This is a genomic window from Rhodococcus sp. D-6 (genome assembly GCF_040256695.1).
GTDB lineage: Bacteria > Actinomycetota > Actinomycetes > Mycobacteriales > Mycobacteriaceae > Rhodococcus > Rhodococcus pyridinivorans.
Genome location: NZ_CP132970.1, coordinates 108,479 through 125,910, shown reverse-complemented (window position 1 = coordinate 125,910; position 17,432 = coordinate 108,479). Strand labels below are relative to the sequence as shown.

The 17,432-nt window shown below is 66.7% G+C and carries 19 protein-coding genes and 1 pseudogene; 4 read left to right on the top strand and 16 right to left on the bottom strand.

Annotated features, from left to right (window positions below; genetic code table 11):
* Positions 1-34 precede the first annotated feature (34 nt).
* The 5 genes from RBB84_RS00645 to RBB84_RS00625 form a co-directional block, all read right to left on the bottom strand.
* Positions 35-307, bottom strand: coding sequence for a LuxR C-terminal-related transcriptional regulator (locus RBB84_RS00645; RefSeq protein ID WP_016692216.1), 273 nt, complete (start codon positions 305-307; stop codon positions 35-37).
* 148 nt (positions 308-455) lie between these two features.
* On the bottom strand, positions 456-1,478 hold the full coding sequence (locus RBB84_RS00640; RefSeq protein WP_024103134.1) for a hypothetical protein: 1,023 nt from the start codon (positions 1,476-1,478) through the stop codon (positions 456-458).
* On the bottom strand, positions 1,475-2,698 hold the full coding sequence (locus RBB84_RS00635) for an ATP-binding protein (RefSeq protein WP_350247022.1): 1,224 nt from the start codon (positions 2,696-2,698) through the stop codon (positions 1,475-1,477). The genes RBB84_RS00640 and RBB84_RS00635 overlap by 4 nt, the downstream gene beginning before the upstream one ends.
* The gene (locus RBB84_RS00630) at positions 2,682-3,359 is read right to left on the bottom strand and encodes a response regulator transcription factor (protein WP_006551596.1); all 678 of its coding nucleotides are present in this window, start codon (positions 3,357-3,359) and stop codon (positions 2,682-2,684) included. The genes RBB84_RS00635 and RBB84_RS00630 overlap by 17 nt, the downstream gene beginning before the upstream one ends.
* Positions 3,360-3,402: 43 nt before the next feature.
* Positions 3,403-5,811: an ATP-dependent DNA ligase gene (locus tag RBB84_RS00625; RefSeq protein ID WP_024103132.1), complete on the bottom strand. Its 2,409-nt coding sequence runs from the start codon at positions 5,809-5,811 to the stop codon at positions 3,403-3,405.
* A gap of 148 nt (positions 5,812-5,959) precedes the next feature.
* On the opposite strand from RBB84_RS00625, the gene RBB84_RS00620 reads away from it, so the two are divergent.
* On the top strand, positions 5,960-6,685 hold the full coding sequence (locus tag RBB84_RS00620; protein WP_064256947.1) for a GAF and ANTAR domain-containing protein: 726 nt from the start codon (positions 5,960-5,962) through the stop codon (positions 6,683-6,685).
* A gap of 7 nt (positions 6,686-6,692) precedes the next feature.
* Positions 6,693-7,127: a hypothetical protein gene (locus RBB84_RS00615; RefSeq protein ID WP_064256948.1), complete on the top strand. Its 435-nt coding sequence runs from the start codon at positions 6,693-6,695 to the stop codon at positions 7,125-7,127.
* 293 nt (positions 7,128-7,420) lie between these two features.
* Here the strand turns inward: RBB84_RS00615 and RBB84_RS00610 are convergent, their stop codons facing one another.
* The 3 genes from RBB84_RS00610 to RBB84_RS00600 form a co-directional block, all read right to left on the bottom strand.
* The gene (locus RBB84_RS00610; RefSeq protein ID WP_231912070.1) at positions 7,421-7,993 is read right to left on the bottom strand and encodes a helix-turn-helix domain-containing protein; all 573 of its coding nucleotides are present in this window, start codon (positions 7,991-7,993) and stop codon (positions 7,421-7,423) included.
* Positions 7,994-8,096: 103 nt separating this feature from the next.
* Positions 8,097-8,297: a cold shock domain-containing protein gene (locus tag RBB84_RS00605; protein WP_016695737.1), complete on the bottom strand. Its 201-nt coding sequence runs from the start codon at positions 8,295-8,297 to the stop codon at positions 8,097-8,099.
* Between the two features lie 175 nt (positions 8,298-8,472).
* Positions 8,473-9,285: a glycoside hydrolase family 15 protein gene (locus RBB84_RS00600; protein WP_350247019.1), complete on the bottom strand. Its 813-nt coding sequence runs from the start codon at positions 9,283-9,285 to the stop codon at positions 8,473-8,475.
* A gap of 61 nt (positions 9,286-9,346) precedes the next feature.
* Here RBB84_RS00600 and RBB84_RS00595 point away from each other — a divergent pair, with 61 nt between their 5' ends.
* On the top strand, positions 9,347-9,742 hold the full coding sequence (locus RBB84_RS00595; protein ID WP_024103127.1) for a hypothetical protein: 396 nt from the start codon (positions 9,347-9,349) through the stop codon (positions 9,740-9,742).
* A gap of 84 nt (positions 9,743-9,826) precedes the next feature.
* Here the strand turns inward: RBB84_RS00595 and RBB84_RS00590 are convergent, their stop codons facing one another.
* The 3 genes from RBB84_RS00590 to RBB84_RS00580 all read right to left on the bottom strand — a co-directional run bounded on the left by RBB84_RS00590 (position 9,827) and on the right by RBB84_RS00580 (position 10,922).
* Complete coding sequence (locus RBB84_RS00590) at positions 9,827-10,063, bottom strand: hypothetical protein (protein ID WP_080678540.1); 237 nt, start codon at positions 10,061-10,063, stop codon at positions 9,827-9,829.
* Positions 10,064-10,137: 74 nt separating this feature from the next.
* Entirely contained in the window at positions 10,138-10,440 is a 303-nt protein-coding gene (locus RBB84_RS00585) for an SHOCT domain-containing protein (RefSeq protein ID WP_024103125.1), read from the bottom strand.
* 32 nt (positions 10,441-10,472) lie between these two features.
* Positions 10,473-10,922 carry a DUF6325 family protein gene (locus RBB84_RS00580; protein WP_024103124.1) on the bottom strand — a complete coding sequence of 150 codons (450 nt, stop codon included), beginning with the start codon at positions 10,920-10,922 and terminating at the stop codon, positions 10,473-10,475.
* A 197-nt stretch (positions 10,923-11,119) separates the two neighbouring features.
* Between RBB84_RS00580 and RBB84_RS00575 the strand changes: the two are divergent.
* Positions 11,120-12,512 (top strand): annotated as a pseudogene (locus tag RBB84_RS00575) (hypothetical protein).
* Between the two features lie 51 nt (positions 12,513-12,563).
* Here the strand turns inward: RBB84_RS00575 and RBB84_RS00570 are convergent.
* From RBB84_RS00570 to RBB84_RS00550, 5 genes are all read right to left on the bottom strand, one after another.
* Positions 12,564-13,394, bottom strand: a complete 831-nt coding sequence (locus RBB84_RS00570) for a class II glutamine amidotransferase (protein ID WP_041803556.1) — start codon at positions 13,392-13,394, stop codon at positions 12,564-12,566.
* A 60-nt stretch (positions 13,395-13,454) separates the two neighbouring features.
* Positions 13,455-14,777 carry a diacylglycerol kinase family protein gene (locus RBB84_RS00565; RefSeq protein WP_064256949.1) on the bottom strand — a complete coding sequence of 441 codons (1,323 nt, stop codon included), beginning with the start codon at positions 14,775-14,777 and terminating at the stop codon, positions 13,455-13,457.
* A 117-nt stretch (positions 14,778-14,894) separates the two neighbouring features.
* Positions 14,895-15,332, bottom strand: coding sequence for an SRPBCC family protein (locus RBB84_RS00560; RefSeq protein ID WP_064256950.1), 438 nt, complete (start codon positions 15,330-15,332; stop codon positions 14,895-14,897).
* A 96-nt stretch (positions 15,333-15,428) separates the two neighbouring features.
* Positions 15,429-17,063: a cation acetate symporter gene (locus RBB84_RS00555; protein WP_019289888.1), complete on the bottom strand. Its 1,635-nt coding sequence runs from the start codon at positions 17,061-17,063 to the stop codon at positions 15,429-15,431.
* Positions 17,060-17,425 (bottom strand): DUF485 domain-containing protein, encoded by a 366-nt coding sequence (locus RBB84_RS00550; RefSeq protein WP_019289889.1) that lies wholly within the window; start codon positions 17,423-17,425, stop codon positions 17,060-17,062. Before RBB84_RS00550 ends, RBB84_RS00555 begins: the two co-directional genes overlap by 4 nt.
* Between the last annotated feature and the right edge of the window lie 7 nt (positions 17,426-17,432).

The following is a 17,432-nucleotide window of genomic DNA, read 5'->3' as shown; positions in this document are numbered from 1 at the left end:
GTGTGTCCACCCCGTGCGGTGGCAGGCCGACGGGTCACAACTCGTCGATGGAGACCACACCGTCCTGCAGAGCGCGGGCGAGCAGTGCCGTCTTCGTGGTCGCCGTACGCCCGACACGGGCGTACTTCTCACGGATGCGGACGATGTGGGTGCTGACCGTGGCTGCGGTGACGAACAGGCTCGCAGCCGCCTCGGACTTGGACTCGCAGAGCAGCCAGGCCCGCAGGATCTCGATCTCGCGAGCCGAGAGTGCGGGCTTCTGAGGCGCAGGCTTCTGTGCCGGGGAATGTTCGAGCATCGTCGTCATAGCGCGTCCCTACCGAGATGAATACATGGGATCGAACCGAGTCCCCCGACGAACTCCGTTTCGAGTGCCTACAACTTAACGGTTGAAACCGACAACTACCCAGACAGATTTTTCTCTGCCCAAGAAAATATGGGCATCGGTGTTTCGCCTAATTACCGGTGCGCCGGCCGTCGTGTCCGATCTCGATTCGGCGCACATCCTCGCCCTTCACGAGCATCGTCACCATCGCCGCGCGGGCCGGCGGCAACACACGCACGGTCACCGACCCTTCTCTCACCGAATCGAGCGCGTCCACCACCTCCCGGTAGACGGCGCGCCGAACCTCGGGAGATGCCGAGTCCATGGCGTGGTCGTCGAGCATGACGATCTCGACGCCGCGCCGGCGGGCCGTAGCGGCGGCCCGGTCGACCTCGGGTACCTGGAGTACGGGAGCACGCAGACCGTCGCGCAGTCGTGCCTCGACGAGTCCGCACTCGATCCGTTCGTTCTCGTCGAGGGGTTCGCCCGAGACGATCCGCTCGAGCAACGGACGCGCCGACGCGTCGAGACTTCCGAGGCGGACGTCACGTTCCTCCAGAGCCGCGGCAGCCGCGGACTCCGCCGCGATCCGCTGCATCGACCGGGCGCGCAGCAGGTAGATCGACCGCGCGAGCGGGCGGATCGTGTAGGCGCAGACGGTGCCCATGAGCACCGGTCCCGCACTCGTGATCGTCAGGCCGAGCCCGTAGCCCATCCCGGGGCCCGTGAGATGCGACCACAGCGCGGCGACGACGAGCATGAGGAGCATCCCGCACCAGGCGTACGCCGTGCGTCCCCGCACGCACATGAACACGAGGATCGTCGTGGACATCCCGAACGGCCACAACTCGATGGGGTGCGGCGCCGGATCGGCGGGCACCACCCACAGCACCGACGCCGACGCGATCGCGCCCGAGAACGTCATCGCCAGTGCGGGTCGCACCGGTAGTGGGTCCCCCTCGACTGCGACGAGCGCGTAGGCGGCGGCCACACACACGATCACGGCGATCGCGAGGGGCCAGCGGACCTCCGCATGGGGCGCGGTGTTCAGGGCGAGCACCACGCAGGTCACCGCGTACAGGACGGCGAAGGCCCGCGCGGGCCTGCTGTGCATCCGCAGCAGATCGGAGACGGTCGAGTTCGCAGTGTTCATGCGGCCGGATCCCGCCAGTACAACAACACCCGGGTCCCGGCCCCCGGCGCGGACTGCACGACCGCCCGGCCCCCGGACACCCGGCGCATACGTCCTCGGATGCTCACTTCCAGACCGAGCCGGTGCGGGTCGACGGCCTCGGGTTCGAAGCCTCGGCCGTCGTCCACGACCTGCACGGAGATCCATCTCGGTGCCACGTCGACCTCGACCGTGCGGGACGCGTCCTTTCCGGCATGCCGCACGCTGTTGCGTACCGCCTCAGCGAGGGCAGCGGCGGTCGCGCGCGCGGGTTCGGGTGGGAACGCAACGTCGCCGGATCCCGGGGCGACACGGCCGGTGAAGACGACATCCTCGTCGGCCTCGGTCGCCGCCGATCGGAGCCGCGCCACGACCGCGGCGGCGTCGAGCGCCGACTCCCGATCGGTGCCGCGCCGCAACTCGTCGAGTTCGGCGACCGCTCGTTCGGCCTGCTCGACGAGCGACTCTCGGGGTGCGTTGCGTGACACCGCCAGCAGGGTGGACATCACGCGGTCGTGGACCAGGGCATCGAACCGTGCGCGCTCGGCGTTCCGTGCTTCCGCTGCGGCCGCGGCGGCCGCCGTGGCCTGGGTGGCAGCGATGGTCTCGTCGAGGGTGCGGCCGGTGCCGAGTCCCACCACCGCGGCCGCGAGGAAGACCGTGCAGAAGACGAACGCGAACGCCAGGTCGGTTGCCAGGAAGTATCCGAAGGGGGCGTCGCGGGCGAGGTGATTCGCGCACTGCGCGAGCAGAACCACGAGGATCATGTGGACGAACGCCCGCCGGGGTCTCCACGCGACCGCCGCCGCGAGCGACGCGAGGCCGGGAAAGGCGGTGAACCACAACGACTGGTCCTGCGGGATCTGCGTCCCGTTCCACGCCACGAACCACAATGCGACCATCACGACGTAGGCGAGCGCATTGACGGTCGCGGTCCGCTGCATCCACACCGTGCCGCGGAACGAGGCGAAGCCGAGCGCGACCCCGGATCCGAACATGAGGACGGCCGCGGTGGGAGTCCACCACCACGCGACGAGTGCCGACACTTCGAGGATCTCCGGCACGAGCAACGCGAAGTAGCAGAGATATCCGATCGCGACGAATCGCGCGAACATCCGGAGAAGTCGGTCGGCAGCCGCCGTGCTGCGATCGTGCGACTTCTCCCCGGTGTCCCCGGCCGGCTCGTCAGCGACGGCGGACATCCGACCGTTCGGGCATCGGCAGCCACCCGTCCTCGACGGCACGTTTGTACAGATCCGTCTTCGTGGGTGCGGGACGACCTGCCTCCGCGTACTTCTGGCGGATCCGCTGCAGGTAGTCGTTGACGGTCTGCGGAGCGAGACCCGTCAGCCGGGCGACCCGGTCGAGCTTCTCCCCCGACGCATACAGTTCGAGCACTTCGAGCTGCCGCGGACTCAGGCCGACATCGTCGAGTTCGGGATCACCGTCGATCGCCGCGGCCCACTCGGTGCTGGCGACCTGCCCTCCGGCGGCGGCCACGCGGATCGCCTCGATCACCACGGCCGCGGGCTCGGATTTCCGCACCACCCCGAGCACACCGGCGCGGGCGGCCGAACGCAGCAGATACGGGTTCTCGGCGCCGGTGAAGACCAGGGTCTCGAGGCCCGCCGCGCGCAGCTGCTCGACGTTGCTCTTCGGGGAGGATCCGTCGGACAGGCGCAGGTCGAGAACGGCGAGGTCGAGGTCGGTGACCTGCTCGAGCAGACCCGAGACGGTGGTGGCGGTACCTGCGAGCTCGAGATCGGGTTGATCGGCGAGCATCGCTGCGAACCCGAGCGCGACCGACTCGTGATCCTCGACCAAACCGATCCGACGGACGACGCCACGCGAGCCCTCGGCCATTGATGCCTCCCCTAATGCCCGATCACCCGACTTCGAACGAACGTTAGCAGTCAGCGCCTGTTTCCTCTTCTCGCACCACACTCGACGCGTCCACATCGTCGCGCAGACCACGCCAGCTCGCGTGCCGCACCCGGTCTCCTTCCGTCCATCCTCCGAACCGCACCTCCCCCACGAGTTCGGGCCGCAACCACACCGCATCGCGGCGTTCGGCGGCCGGCACTTCGTTCGCGAACGGGTTCGTGCGGCTCGTGTGCCCTTTCACAGCCTTCGCCACCGACAGGAGCGTCTCGTCGTCGAAACCGGTGCCGACCTTGCCGACGTACACGAACTCACCGTCGTCGTCGTAGACGCCGAGCAGCAGGGAGCCGAAGGTCGAGGCACGGTTGCCGTTGCCACGGCGGTATCCGCCGAGCACGACGGTCTGGGTGAGCCAGTTCTTCGATTTGATCCATCCGGCGCCGCGCTTGCCCGGCAGATACACGGAGTCCCGGCGTTTGGCGACCACGCCCTCCCAGTTCTTCGCGCGGCTGCGCGCGAGAGCCTTCGAGCCGTCACCCGAGAGCAGATCCGGGACGATCAGTCCGTCCGTGGCAGCGGCGAGCGCCTCGAGGACCCGTCGGCGATCGTCGTAGGTCTTGCGCAGCAGCGACACCCCGTCGAGATACAGCACGTCGAACACGCGGTACTCGTAGTTCACGCCCCGCTGCAGCATCGAGAAGCTCGTCACCCCGGAGCGGTCGACGGCGACGATCTCCCCGTCGAGCACCGCCCGGTGACCGTCGAGGATCGTCGCGAGTTCGACGAGCTTCCGGTAGTCGCCGGTGACATCGCGACCGGATCGGCTGCGGAGCCTGACGGTGCCGTCCTCGATCTCCGCGATGGCGCGGTATCCGTCCCATTTGCCTTCGAACGCCCAGTCTTCGGCGTCGAGACCCGAGACGTCACCGGAGGTCGCGAGCATGGGCGCGAGATCGCGCGGGAAGGACTTGGACCCCGACGATCCGACGAGGGAGGCCGGATCGGCATCGGACGACTCGGTGCTCGGCGACGACTGGTCCTTCATGCGGTGCGCCAGCCACTGGTTCTTCTCGGTGCGGATCAGCGCGTACCGTCCCTCGATCCGGTCGCCGTGGAACCGCACGATCACCTCGTCGTCCCGCCACTTCTCGGTCTCGTAGGTGCCGGTGTCCCACACGGTCATGCTGCCGGCGCCGTATTCGCCCTTCGGGATCGTCCCGTGGAAGGTCAGGTACTCGATCGGGTGGTCCTCGGTCCGTACCGCGAGATTGTTGCGCCCCGAGGTGTCCGGCAGGTTCTTCGGTACGGCCCACGACGCCAGCACACCGTCGCGTTCGAGCCTCAGGTCGTAGTGCAGGCGACGCGCGTGGTGCTCCTGGATGACGAACCTGTTGCCGGGGCCGTCGTCGGGGACGCGGTCGGGTACCGGTTCCGGGGTGCGCGACGCGTCGCGCTTGCCGCGGTAGGTGTCCAGGGCGTCTCCGCCGGACACGGTCTTGCCGCCGGACCCGGCCTTGTCTCCGGACACGACCTTGTCTCCGGACACGGCCTTGTCTCCGGACACAGCCTTGCCGAGGGGCGGGTCGAGACCGGCGAGCAGGTCCCCGAACTCCTCGATGCGGGCGAGGACCTCCCGGAACTGCAGTTGCGCGAGGTCGGGGTCGTCGAGTTCGTCCCAGCTGCGCGGCGCCGCCACCCACGGCTCGTCGCGACCGCGCAGCGAGTACGGCGCGACCGTCGTCTTGGAACTGTTGTTCTGGCTCCAGTCGACGAAGACCTTGCCCTCGCGCGCCGATTTCGCCATCGTCGCGGTCACCAGGTCGGGAAGGGTGGTCTCGAGATTGCGCGCGACCTGCTTCGCGACCTTCGACGCCCCCGACGACGACAGCATCCGATCGAGCGGGACGTACAGGTGGATGCCCTTGCTGCCGCTGGTGACCGGATAGGCCGACCACCCGAGTTCGGCGACGGTGTCGCGCACGTGGCGCGCGACCTCCGCACACTCGGCCAGGCCCACGCCGGGCCCCGGGTCGAGGTCGAAGACGATGCGGGTCGCGGGTCCGGCCTTCTCTCCGTCGAAACGCCACTGGTGCACGTGGAGTTCGAGGGCTGCCTGTTGCCCGAGCCAGACGAGCCCGGCGGCGGAATCGAACAGCGGGTAGGTGACCCGCCGGTCCTTGTGATGCAGGGTGCGACGGTCGAGCCAGGCCGGTGCGTGGTCGGGGAGGTTCTTCTCGAAGAAGGACTGTTCGCCGACACCGTTCGGCCACCGATTACGGGTCGCTGCCCGGCCGACGATGTGGGGAAGCATCGCCTCGGCGACGGCTTCGTAGTACTCGACGACCTCGCCCTTCGTCGTCCCGGTGCTCGGATACAGCACCTTGTCGAGGTTGGTCAGGGTGATGCGGTGACCATCGATCGTCCGGGTCGGCATACTCCGGATTCTGCCAATCCGGGCACGTTCCAGTGGGATGTCGCACCGAGCGGTCGGGATGGTACGTCCACGAACGTCGATGCTCGGGAGCGGGTAGCGTCGAGGCATCGGAAGATGCACGAGGGTGCGTTCGGGCGGGAGGTGGGATATGACGGAGTCGCATGATCCGACTCCCGAGGCATGGGCCGCGGTGTTCGCCCGCATGGCCGGAGTGTTGCTGTCCGAACAGACCGTGGCCACCGTGCTCGAGCTGATCACCTCGCTGGCGAAGGACACACTGCCCGACACGGACGGCTCGGGAATCACTCTCGTCGACGACGAGAGCAACCGGTCCACTTCCGCCGCGACCGGAAAGATGGTCGAACGTCTCGACGCGTTGCAGTACGAGCTCGGTGACGGTCCCTGTCTGGCGGCGATCCGTGACGGCGTGCCGGTGCGCGTGGACGACTTCCGAGAGGAGCAGCGCTGGCCGGAATGGCCCAGGTGGGCTGCAGAGATGGGAATGTCGTCGTCGCTGAGCGTTCCCCTGCAGTACGCGGGCGAGATCATGGGCGCACTGAAGGTTTATTCCACACGCCCGCGTGTCTATTCGGCAGACAGTGAGGACATCCTCGGCCGCTTCGCCGAGCAGGCCGCGATCCTGCTGGCGAACATGCACACTCTGACCGAAGCCGAAGCACTCAACGCGCGGTTGCTTCGGGCCCTGCGCGACCGGGACCTGATCGCTACTGCCAAAGGAATCGTGATGCTGCGCGAGAACATCGATGCCGATCGTGCTGTGCAGCGATTGCTCGAATTGTCTACACAGCGGCGCATCACCGTACGGGAGGTGGCAGCGGAGATAGTCGCGTCGACCTACAACGAAACAGTTTGAGGTCGCAATGCACTTTCTCCCCGACGGGGAACACCGTCACAGATTCCTCGCTGCGCTCCGTGTCGCCGGACTGGGTGTGGAGGAGTTGTGGCTGCGCTACTTCGCCCTCGGGGGCGAAGTGGGAAGGGTCGAGATCGAGGCGTATCTGAACGGATTGTTGCCGCTTCCCTGTCTGCAGCACGATCTGATCGCCCATGCGATCAACGAACGTCTCGACGAGATCGCCCCACCGCGTGCACCGTATTCGGCCGAACTCCCCGTGTCTCTTCCCGAAGGAAACGGAGTACACGGGAAGGACGATCCTGAAGGCGTCGATTCTCACGCTTCGGGGGAAGTCGATTCTCCCGGCGCGAACGACGAGGTCGATGCGGAAGCCTCGGGAAACGACGTCGACGAGGAGCCCGGGAGATCACAGGACCCGGAGCCGGATTCCAACATATAACGTACTGACAGCACCGAAACCCTGCCACCCGAGCAGGGGGAATGGGCGACAGGGTTCGGCATCGCCTGGGTGGCCTACCTCGAATCCACCCGGCGGCGGTGATCGTCCGTGCAGGGGGTGACAGGCGATCACCGATGTTCCGAGCATACGCCGAAATGTCATCACCAGGGCCGAATGTGGGCACTCGGAGTACTGCCGGCGGGGCAGGTCGACAGATCCAACCCCCTGCGTCGGAAGTCTCGCGCCCCGCCGGCAGCGTCGACAGCGAACACATCGTTCGCTTTCGGTACAGTCTATTCGTTTTCTGCAGGATCGGCAGTAGTTCGATCGGACCACCGCGCGTCCGACCGGGTCATGCGAGGGGATCTGCCATAGACGGACCGGTACTGCGTCGCGAATCGTCCGGGCGACGAGAAGCCCCACCGCGTAGCGATCGACGCGACCGTCTCACATTGTGGGTCGGCGGCCTGCAACTCCCGATGAGCCCGCTCGAGACGCACCGAACGAAGGTATCGGGTGGGCGTCGTATGGAGGTGGCGCACGAAGTCGTACTGCAGAGCTCGGGCTCCGACCCCCGCAGCAGCCACGATGTCCGCCAACCTGATGGGACGAGCCGCTTCGGACTCGATGAAGGCGACGGCCTTCCGTAGACCGGAAGGCGCGGACGCGGCGTCCAGCACCACTCGGATCTCGGGGGGTTCACCTGCTCGACCCGAAGTGAGCACGTCCTCCGCGAACTGCGCCATCGACACGGCGGCGTGACGGGAGGCCTGGAGCAACGTCTCCTTCGCCTGCTCGGCATCGAGTCCGTACCGCTCCATCAGCACGCCCGTGGCCCGCTCGATTGCGGCTCGGGAGGCCCACACCTGCTCCTCGGTCGGAGTCGCAGCATGAATGTGGGTCTCCTCCGCCCTCTCGTTCGCCCGCGTGTCCATTACTCGATCACACACCATCCGAGCGTCCCGTATGTCAGCACACCTGCACGTTGACCGCCTGTCGTCCGAAGATCCCGTAACCGATCTCGAATCGGACCCGTTGACCCCCGGTCAGGAAGCGGTAGCCGCTCCCATCTATCTGTGAGTAGTGCACCAGGATCTCCGTACCGTCGTCGTCACGGATGAACCCGTGACCCAGACCGGCGTCGAACCACAGCACAACACCATGTTCCATTGTCGCTCCCCTGCCACCGTTCGCGTTGTCCCGACGGAGCAGCGACGCGGAAGCGTATCCCCTGCGCTCCCGAGAGCCCCTCTGCACCTGTCATTGAAACGTGCTCGGCGGGTCCGGGGAAGTACCCCCGCCGAATCGGTGACATTCGTACGATTTCTACCGATTTCCAAGCGCATCAACGTAGTTCGTTCGATGTACAGACACCGACGAACACGGGGCGCATCCGGGTTGCACGTACCCCCTGGATACATGCAGTACGCACGGCTGCGAGCGAAGATCTCACGGAAACACGACATTCCGATGGAGTGGGATCAGACGGCCGGAGCTCCGTCGACCGGATCCACGGCGTGCGCCCATTCGGCCACAGTGATCGCGCAGGCCGCGCCGACGAGAGTGAGGCGGCTGAACGCCTGAGGGAAATTACCGACCTGTCGTCCCGCCTGCACGTCGTAGTCCTCGGCGAGCAGGCCAGGAACTGCCCTTCGTCTCTGGGAAGCCCGTGGTCGGTATCCGTCGTGGAATACCGGGACACGAAGCCGTCGCGACCGAGTTCGTTCCGGATCGCGTCGATCGTGGAGGTGACCCGGTCGTCGGTCGGCGGGAGGAAACCGACGAGCGGTATGAGCAGCACGCTGGCGTCGAGTTCCGTGGAGCCGTAGAACTGCGTGAACGTGCCGCGGACGGGGTCGTATCCACGTTCGCAGATCTCGTGGTGGATCTCGTCGCGGGCCCGCTTCCACCGCTCGAGCGGAGCGTCGAGCCCGAATCCCTCCTGCACGTACGACGTTTCGAACGGTCCGGCAGAGTGCCATTGCCGTCGACCGGCCTGTTCCGCAATCGCACGTCGAATCTCGCGCTCGTCACCCAGAACATCCAGTGGCTGCTGCTGATGGGTGTCGCGTTCGTCGTCTCGGCATTCCTGCAAGTGGTCCGCGGCTACAACGCGATCGAGACCGGCGTCATCTTCACCGCCGCCACCGCCGGCCATCCTCAGTTCCTCGCTGCTGGCCGAACGGTTGGCCGCCCGGCATTCACAGCGCTCCCTCATCATGAGCGGCTTCGTCGTCACCCTCGCCGGCATCGTGGTTCTGCTCCTGCTGGTGCGTGCATGGACCAGCGCATGGGCGTTCGCCCCGGGTCTGTTGCTCCTCATCGGCGTCGGACTGGGTGCGATGCTCACTCCCTCCGTCAACGTCGTGCAGTCGGCGTTCCCGGAGGAACAGCAGGGTGAGATCTCGGGCCTGTCGCGCTGCGTGTCCAATCTGGGTTCGTCCCTGGGCACCGTCGTGGCAGGTACCGTCCTCGTCGTCGGCCTCGCCACCCCGGACCGTTCGTATGCGGCCGCGATGATCGTGCTGGCGTACATCGGGCTCGTCGGACTCGTTGCGTCCGCACTCGTTCCCTCGAGCTCGAGTGCAGCGCCTTCCGCATCCGGAGCACGGTGACGACTGCATCGGAAAGGAAAGTCGGAGACGTACCGGACGAAACATGCTCTCCGTCAACCGATGCAGTGCGTCCTCGGTACGGCATCATGTCGACGGCGGCCGAGTCGACGGTGACCGGGTGGACGGTGGCCACTGGGACGACCAGTTCTCCGGCTCGACCTCCCCGACGTCCACGTCGTGCCCGAAGAGCTCACGGGCGAGCGCACGCGCACGATCCTGTACTTCCGCCGAGGTGAGTTCGTCCGCGAGCACCAACGACAGCCTCGCCAGACGGTCGGCCGGCTCGCCGATCCGGTGTACCGTGCACCTCCAGTCGTCCACGAGCCCGGTCCCATCGCATCGATCGTCGCGTCGGAACGGTCGTAGCCACTCGCACCGGATGCCGCACTCGTATTTCAGGATCCGAGAATTCGCGCCTTCTCCCTCTCGAACTCGACCTCGGTGAGCACGCCCTGTGCCTTCAGTTCGGCGAGGTCCTTCAGCGCGGCGATGCGGTCCGTTCCACCCGGAGGTGGGGCGGCCGGAGGAGGCGTGGGCACGGGTTCGGGTTCGGGCGCGTACTGCGCCGGACGACCGTAGACGGCCTGCCCCTGCGATGCCCATCGCTCTCCCTGCCGACGGGAGACGCGGTTGGAGACTGCCGTCGCCGTCCCGGCTACGACTGCGGTGCGAGCCACCCCGCGGAGTAGTCCTGGCATGTCGATCTCCTCCTGTATTTCGTTCGCTCGACTCACATTTCGACGTCGAGCTTCTCCAGCGAAGCCAGGATGCTCTGGACCGGGATACGCCCGGACGCGACGAGTTCGGCACCGTTGCGACGCAGTGCCCGCGCCAGCGGAGCAGCCCAGGTGTTCTCGTAGACGAGTACGGCCGCCGAGCAGCCGGGTTCGAGCGCAGCCCCCGCTTCGTCGAAATCGGTGTCGCCGAGCAGGCCCGACGACGCCTCCGCGAACAACGTCACGTCGACTTCTCCTTCGAGTCCGACCTCGGAGATGTCGATCCCGGTGACCGAACCGTCGGTGTCCTTGCGGACGAACGCGAGATCGAGCACCCGGATGATGCCTTGCTCGACGAGGTCGAGCAGCAGCGGTAGCGCAGAGCCGTTCGGTGGTCGGTCGGCAGGGAATTCGATGACGAGGTAGTCGACCGGGCCCATCTCGTCTATATCCGAATCGGTCACCTGGAGCCTCGTTTCGATGAAAGATCGTTCACGGAAGCCGGGAGCCGACTTCCGTCGGTGTCGTCGAGAACAGATCCCCCTCCCGTCGAGTATGACCGCCCGACGGCCACTTCTGAAGCGAATACGGTTCGAATTCCTGTCCGAGCGATCCGCAGCGGCGCATACTGGATCCGGCCCCGAAAGGGGGCGATGCCGGGATGACCACGAACATCGGCGCGGGCGGTGAAGAGCCCCGACCGGGCCGGCTGGACGACGACGAACGCGCCGAACTCGACCGGTTGCGTGCGGAGGTCGCCACGCTTCGGGAGCGAGCCGCTGTCGGGGTCGAGCCCGTTCCCGAGCCGCGGCCCGGCGAGACACGGATGGCGCTGGGCTGCGGTTGCGCTGCTCACCGTGCTGGTCGCGGTTCTGGCCGTCCTCTCGGTCACCGCACGGTTCGTGCGCAGCGAGATCCTCGACACCGACCGGTACGTGACCACCGTCGCCCCACTGGGCTCGAATCCCGCCGTCCAGACACAGATCGCGAATTCCGTTACCGACGAGATCTTCACGCGCGTCGACGTCGAAGGACTGACGACCGACGCTCTCGTTGCTCTCACCGATGCCGTTCCGGCCACGGAGAACGCGCCGCGCGTCGACCGCGCCGTCGAGGGACTGGCACCGGTGATCACCGGGCAGGCACGAAACTTCGTCAACGAGACGGTGTTGTCGCTCGTGCAGAGCGAGCAGTTCGAGGATCTGTGGATCCAGGCCCACCGCGCCGCCCACAACGCATTGGTCGCGGTCGTGACCGGGAACGTCGGACCGTCGTCGGTGACGGTCGACGATTCGGGCACGGTGAGCATCTCGCTCGGCACGGTGATCGACAACGTGAAGGGACGTCTTCTCGACCGCGGTTTCACGTTCGCCGAGAAGATCCCGAGTGTCGACAAGCAGTTGGTCCTGTTCCGATCACCGGAACTGGTCCGGGCGCAGCGGGCGGTGAACACTCTCGACAACGTTTCGGATGTGCTGCCCTGGATCACTCTCGCCGCTGCTGCCGGCGCAGTCGCCGTCGCGCCGCCGGGCCGTCGCCTACGCGCACTCGCCTTCGTCGGCCTCGCACTGGTCGTAGGAATGTTCGTTCTGGCGGTCGCGCTCATCATCGTCCGGTCGATGTATCTCGACGATGTCCCGCCCGACGTCCTGTCGCCGGAGGCGGCAGCAGCCATCATCGATGCCGTGCTGATGCCGCTGCGGACCAGCCTTCGGGCGGTCGCGGTGCTCGGACTGGTGATCGCTCTCGGTGCCTACCTCACCAGTGGCTCGTCCTCCGCCCGGACCGTTCGGCGTGGGCTCGGCCGCAGCCTCGATGCCGTTCAGCGACTGCGACAGCCCCGTTCGCCGAATCCCTTCGAGAAAACCGCTTTCCGCGCCCGCACCGCCATCCGATCGGTCATCATCGGAGCGGCCGCACTGCTCGTGATGTTCTGGCGTTATCCCACCGGACTCGTGGTCACGCTCATCGTGCTGGGTGCGGTACTGGCACTGCTCGCTCTGGAACTGGTGATCAGGCCCGCGCGCAACCCTGGGAACCAACCGACGACCTGATCGTTGCCGCACTCGGCGGGAGCGACGTCTGTAGCGGGGAATTCGTCGTGATCACATCGAGCGCACGGGCGAGATCGGCGCGAACGGCCGGAACTCCTGATCGCTCCCCCGAACGACACCCGCGCTCGACTCGGGAACCTCCAGCCAAGCCCCTTCGAGATCCCGAAGGGGTTCGGACACCACGAAGCGGGTGTCGTCCCCCAGCTTGTACAGCACTTCCACTTCGGGATGCTGCGCCCGTATCGCCTTGATGTCGGCCGAGTAGAACAACGAGCGTGTCTTCCGCCCCGTCGAATACCGGAACACCCAGACGCAGCTGCCGTCGGTGGTGGCGATCGTTCCCTGCATGGGATTCTCGATGCCCATGCGTGCTCCGATGTCCTCCACGAAACCGACGGCCTTCGCCACGCCGGTGAACGGGTCGTCGGCGAGGCCGAAGGTGAGCGCGAGGTAGAACAGCATCTCGGAATCCGTCGATCCCCGGATCGCGTCGTAGAGACCCGGATCTACGGCCATCGCCAGGTCCCGTTTCATGAGGTGGAATCCGTGCACCGCCCCGTTGTGCATCCACAACCTGTTGTCGTAGCGGAAGGGGTGGCAATTGGTGCGCTGCACCGGAGTTCCCGTCGAGGCGCGGACATGCGCGAACATCAACGGCGTACGGATCTGCGTGGCGAGCTCGCGGAGGTTGCTCTCGTTCCAGGCGGGTTCGATGCACTTGAACAATGCCGGCCTCGGGCCTTCTCCGTACCAGCCGATGCCGAAGCCGTCCCCGTTCGTGGTAGTTGCGCCCATCTTGGAATGCAGGCTCTGGTCGATCAGGGAGTGCACCGGCCGGAAGAGCAGGTCGTCCATCAGGACGGGATCACCGGTATACGCCATCCATCTGCACATCCCTCCATTGAAGTCGTGGGATACGCCGGAATGTGAGATCCGAAGAGTTCAATTCGGCCACAATATCTTCCGCAATCGGGCGGAGTCGAGGTGCGGGGGTGGCACACGCACTCCCGGACGGTTGCGGGGAACACGAACTCGTAGCGCTCCGGTGGAGATCGTGCATCGTACCGGTGTCGACAGCATCACCGACTCGCCGTCGACTCCGACCGGAATTTCCGGTACGTCCGCATGGACTACCACTTCTGTCGCCGTGCGCTGCAACAGTCCTCGGTCGTGGGTGCGGCGGAACAGGCCGACCGCCTGGCGTGCGTTCGAGACCGAGATCGCGACGACACCGAGCCGGCCGCTGTCCAGGCGGGGCCGTCGGCCCATTCCTGCCAGGTCGTCGAAGGCGTACGGACCGTTGCTGACCAACACCGCCTGAGGTCCCTCGACGGTCTCGGTGTCGATGTGCGCCCGCAGGCCCGGCCTACCCTGCTCACCGAGCAGATCGGGCAGCATCTGCAGCACCGTCGCCGTCTTGTCGGCACGGTACTGCGGACTCCGGACCACCTCCGCGTAGACACCGAAAGACGCATTGTTGACGAACGGCCACCCGTTGATCCGGCCGAGATCGACGCGCAGTTCGACCCCGTCACGGAGGGCGTCCAGACCCGCGGCGGGATCCTCCCGATCCAGTCCGAGATCGAGAGCGAAATGGTTCCGGGTTCCGGCGCTGATCACCACGAACGGAAGTCGATGTTCTGCTGCGACCGCCGCGACCAGAGCCTGGGTTCCGTCGCCACCCGCAACACCGAGCAGGTCCGCCCCGCGCTCGACGGCCTTCTCCGCCAGTTCGGTGACATCGAGTTGCTGCGGTCCACTCAACAACACCACTTCAGCCCCGAGTTCCTCGGCTTTGCGCTGCAGATCGAAACGGACGACCGTGCCGCCGCCGGAGCGTGGATTCATGACGAAGAAGGGATGCCGAACGGGTACGGCCGGAAAGACCGGCTGCGGCGCCGGTCGAGCATGTCGTAGAGCGCGGCGCCCACACGCGACCGCCACCGCGACGAGCAGCACCGACACGATCGCAACCCACAGGTGACCCGACGCCGCGAAGACGACGATCACGACCACCGGCGCGAGGACGGTCATGGCCAGAGCTGCCCCGCGGATCACGCCCCGGTGGGTGAGGAACCAGTAGGCCCCGGCAACGGCCAGGGCTACGCCGACCACCGCGACCAGCAGCAGTGCGACGACGCCACGCAGACCCGCCTCCGCGAGCGGCACCACGATCGCCGCGGTCACGGCGAGACAGGCCGCCCACGCCCACCACCGCGATTCGGCGGCATGCCCGCCGCTACCCGGGTCGTGATCCTCGGACATGGGCGTCGACCTCGCATTCGCGTCGAGTACCGAGCACTCGGCGACGGATCCGATCCGCGGGCGGGCCGCGGTTGCCCTTACGGGTCTACGCCTTTCCCGGGGACGTGTCCAGAGGCGTCAGTTCCCGCCGTAGCGGCGCGCGAAGGTGTCGAACGACGACTGCAGGTCGCCGTGCAGGACGCGCGCAACCCCCGATCCGATCGGACCGAACAGGGGCGCACCGCCGAGGTCGATCTTCATCGACAGCGTCGAACCGTCCCCGCGAGCTGCAACGGCGAGTCGCATGGAGAACTTCGTACCTCCCTTGCCGGTCCCCTTCAACACCACGTGGTGCGGCGCGTCCAGCTCGACGATGGTCCACGTGACGCGGTTGCGCATGCCCTTGACGGATACCACCGACTGCAGGGTGGTGCCCTCGGCGAGGGTGTCCGGCAGGTCGCTGCGCCACCCGTCGTGGATGCTCAGCCACTCCCCGAACGACTCGAGGCGGGAGGCGTGCTCCCACGCTGCGTGCGGGTCGAGCGGAAGGTCGGTGGACACTTCGAGTTTCGCCATGGTCCGCAACAGTAGACGGTCCGTTCCGCCGACGGGGCGCCCCGACACGACGGTGGCCCGCCCCCGGCTCGGGAGCGGGCCACGCGGCGCAGAGGATCAGTGGGAGACGGCCTTCTCCACACCGACGCCGGTAAGCGAGCGGACCTCCATCTCCGCCTGCTTGTACCGGTCCTCCTGCTTGCGGCGTCCGACGTAGGTGCCGACGATGCCGAGCGCGAACGCGAGCGGGATGGACACGATGCCCGGGTTCGACAGAGGGAACCAGGAGAAGTCCACGTTCGGGAACATCGCCGAGGGTGCACCGGACACCGCCGGGGAGAACACGATGAGCACGAGGCAGCTGATCAGACCGCCGTAGATGCTGAACAGGGCGCCGGTCGTGTTGAACTTCCGCCAGAACAGCGAGTACAGCAGGGTGGGCAGGTTCGCCGAGGCGGCGACCGCGAAGGCCAGGGCCACCAGGAAGGCGATGTTCTGTCCCATGGCGAGGATACCGAGGACGATCGCCACCAGACCGATCACGACGACCGTGATCCGCGAGACCCGCACCTGCTCGTCCTCGGTGGCGTTGCCACGCTTGATGACACTGGCGTAGATGTCGTGGGCGAAGGATGCCGAGGCGGTGATGGCCAGGCCGGCGACGACCGCGAGGATCGTGGCGAAGGCGACGGCCGAGATGATCGCCAGGAACAGAGTGCCGCCGAGTTCGAAGGCCAGCAACGGAGCCGCAGAGTTCTCCTTGCCGGGAGCGCCGAGGATCGCGTCGGGGCCGACCATCTTCGCGGCACCGTAACCGAGCACCAGGGTGAACAGGTAGAAGGCGCCGATGAGGGCGATGGCCCAGGTGACCGAACGACGTGCTTCCTTGGCGGTCGGCACGGTGTAGAAGCGCATCAGCACGTGCGGCAGGCCCGCGGTGCCGAGGACCAGCGCGAGACCGAGCGAGAGGAAGTCGATCTGCGTCATGTTGCTGATGCCGTACTTGGCACCGGGAGCGAGCACGTCACGCTGCGCGACGGCCTCGTTCGACGAGCTCGACACCATCGCCTGAGCGTCGGCGAGCAGCTGCGAGAAGTTGCCCCGCACCGCGAACAGGACGAGCACGAACATCAGGCCCGCCCCGGCGACGAGCAGCACGGCCTTGACCATCTGCACGTAGGTCGTGCCCTTCATGCCGCCGATGAGCACGTACACGATCATGAGCACACCGACGACCGCGACGACGATCGCCTGGCCGGCCTTGCCCTCGATGTCGAGCAGCAGCGCGACGAGTCCGCCGGCGCCGGCCATCTGTGCGAGCAGATAGAACAGCGACACCGCGAGGGTCGAGAGCGCCGCCGCCATGCGGACGGGGCGTTCCTTGAGCCGGAAGCTCAGCACGTCGGCCATCGTGAACCGGCCGGTGTTGCGGAGCAGTTCGGCGACGAGCAGTAGGGCGACGAGCCATGCGACGAGGAAGCCGATCGAGTACAGGAAGCCGTCGTATCCGTAGACGGCGATCGCACCGGCGATACCGAGGAACGACGCGGCCGACAGGTAATCGCCGGCGATGGCGAAGCCGTTCTGCGGCCCGGAGAACTGGCCACCGCCGGTGTAGAAGTCGGAGGCCTTCTTCGTCGTGCGGCTGGCCTTGATGACCAGGCCCATCGTCACGACGACGAACGCGACGAAGATGGCGATGTTGAGGATCGGGTTACCGACGTCGGCCCCACTCTGCGCGAGAACGGTCACTGCTGCGGTCCTTCCAGTTCCTCGCGGATCGCGGCGGAACGCGGATCCAGCTCACGGCCGGCGAACTTCACGTAGACGGCGGTGATCACGAAGGTCGTGACGAACTGGCCGAGACCCAGGATCAGCCCGACGTTGATGTTGCCGATGACCTTCGTCGCCATGAACTCGTCCGCGTAGGTGGCGAGCAGGACGTACAGGGCGTACCAGGCCAGGAAGAACGCCGTCACCGGGAACACGAAACGGCGCAGACGGCTGCGCAGTTCCTGGAACTCCGGGCTCTCCTGCATCGTGACGAACTCCTGCGGCGTCGGTATCCGTCGCTGCTGGGGTACGCCACTCTCGCTGAGTGGTGCTGTGGTCACTACCGAC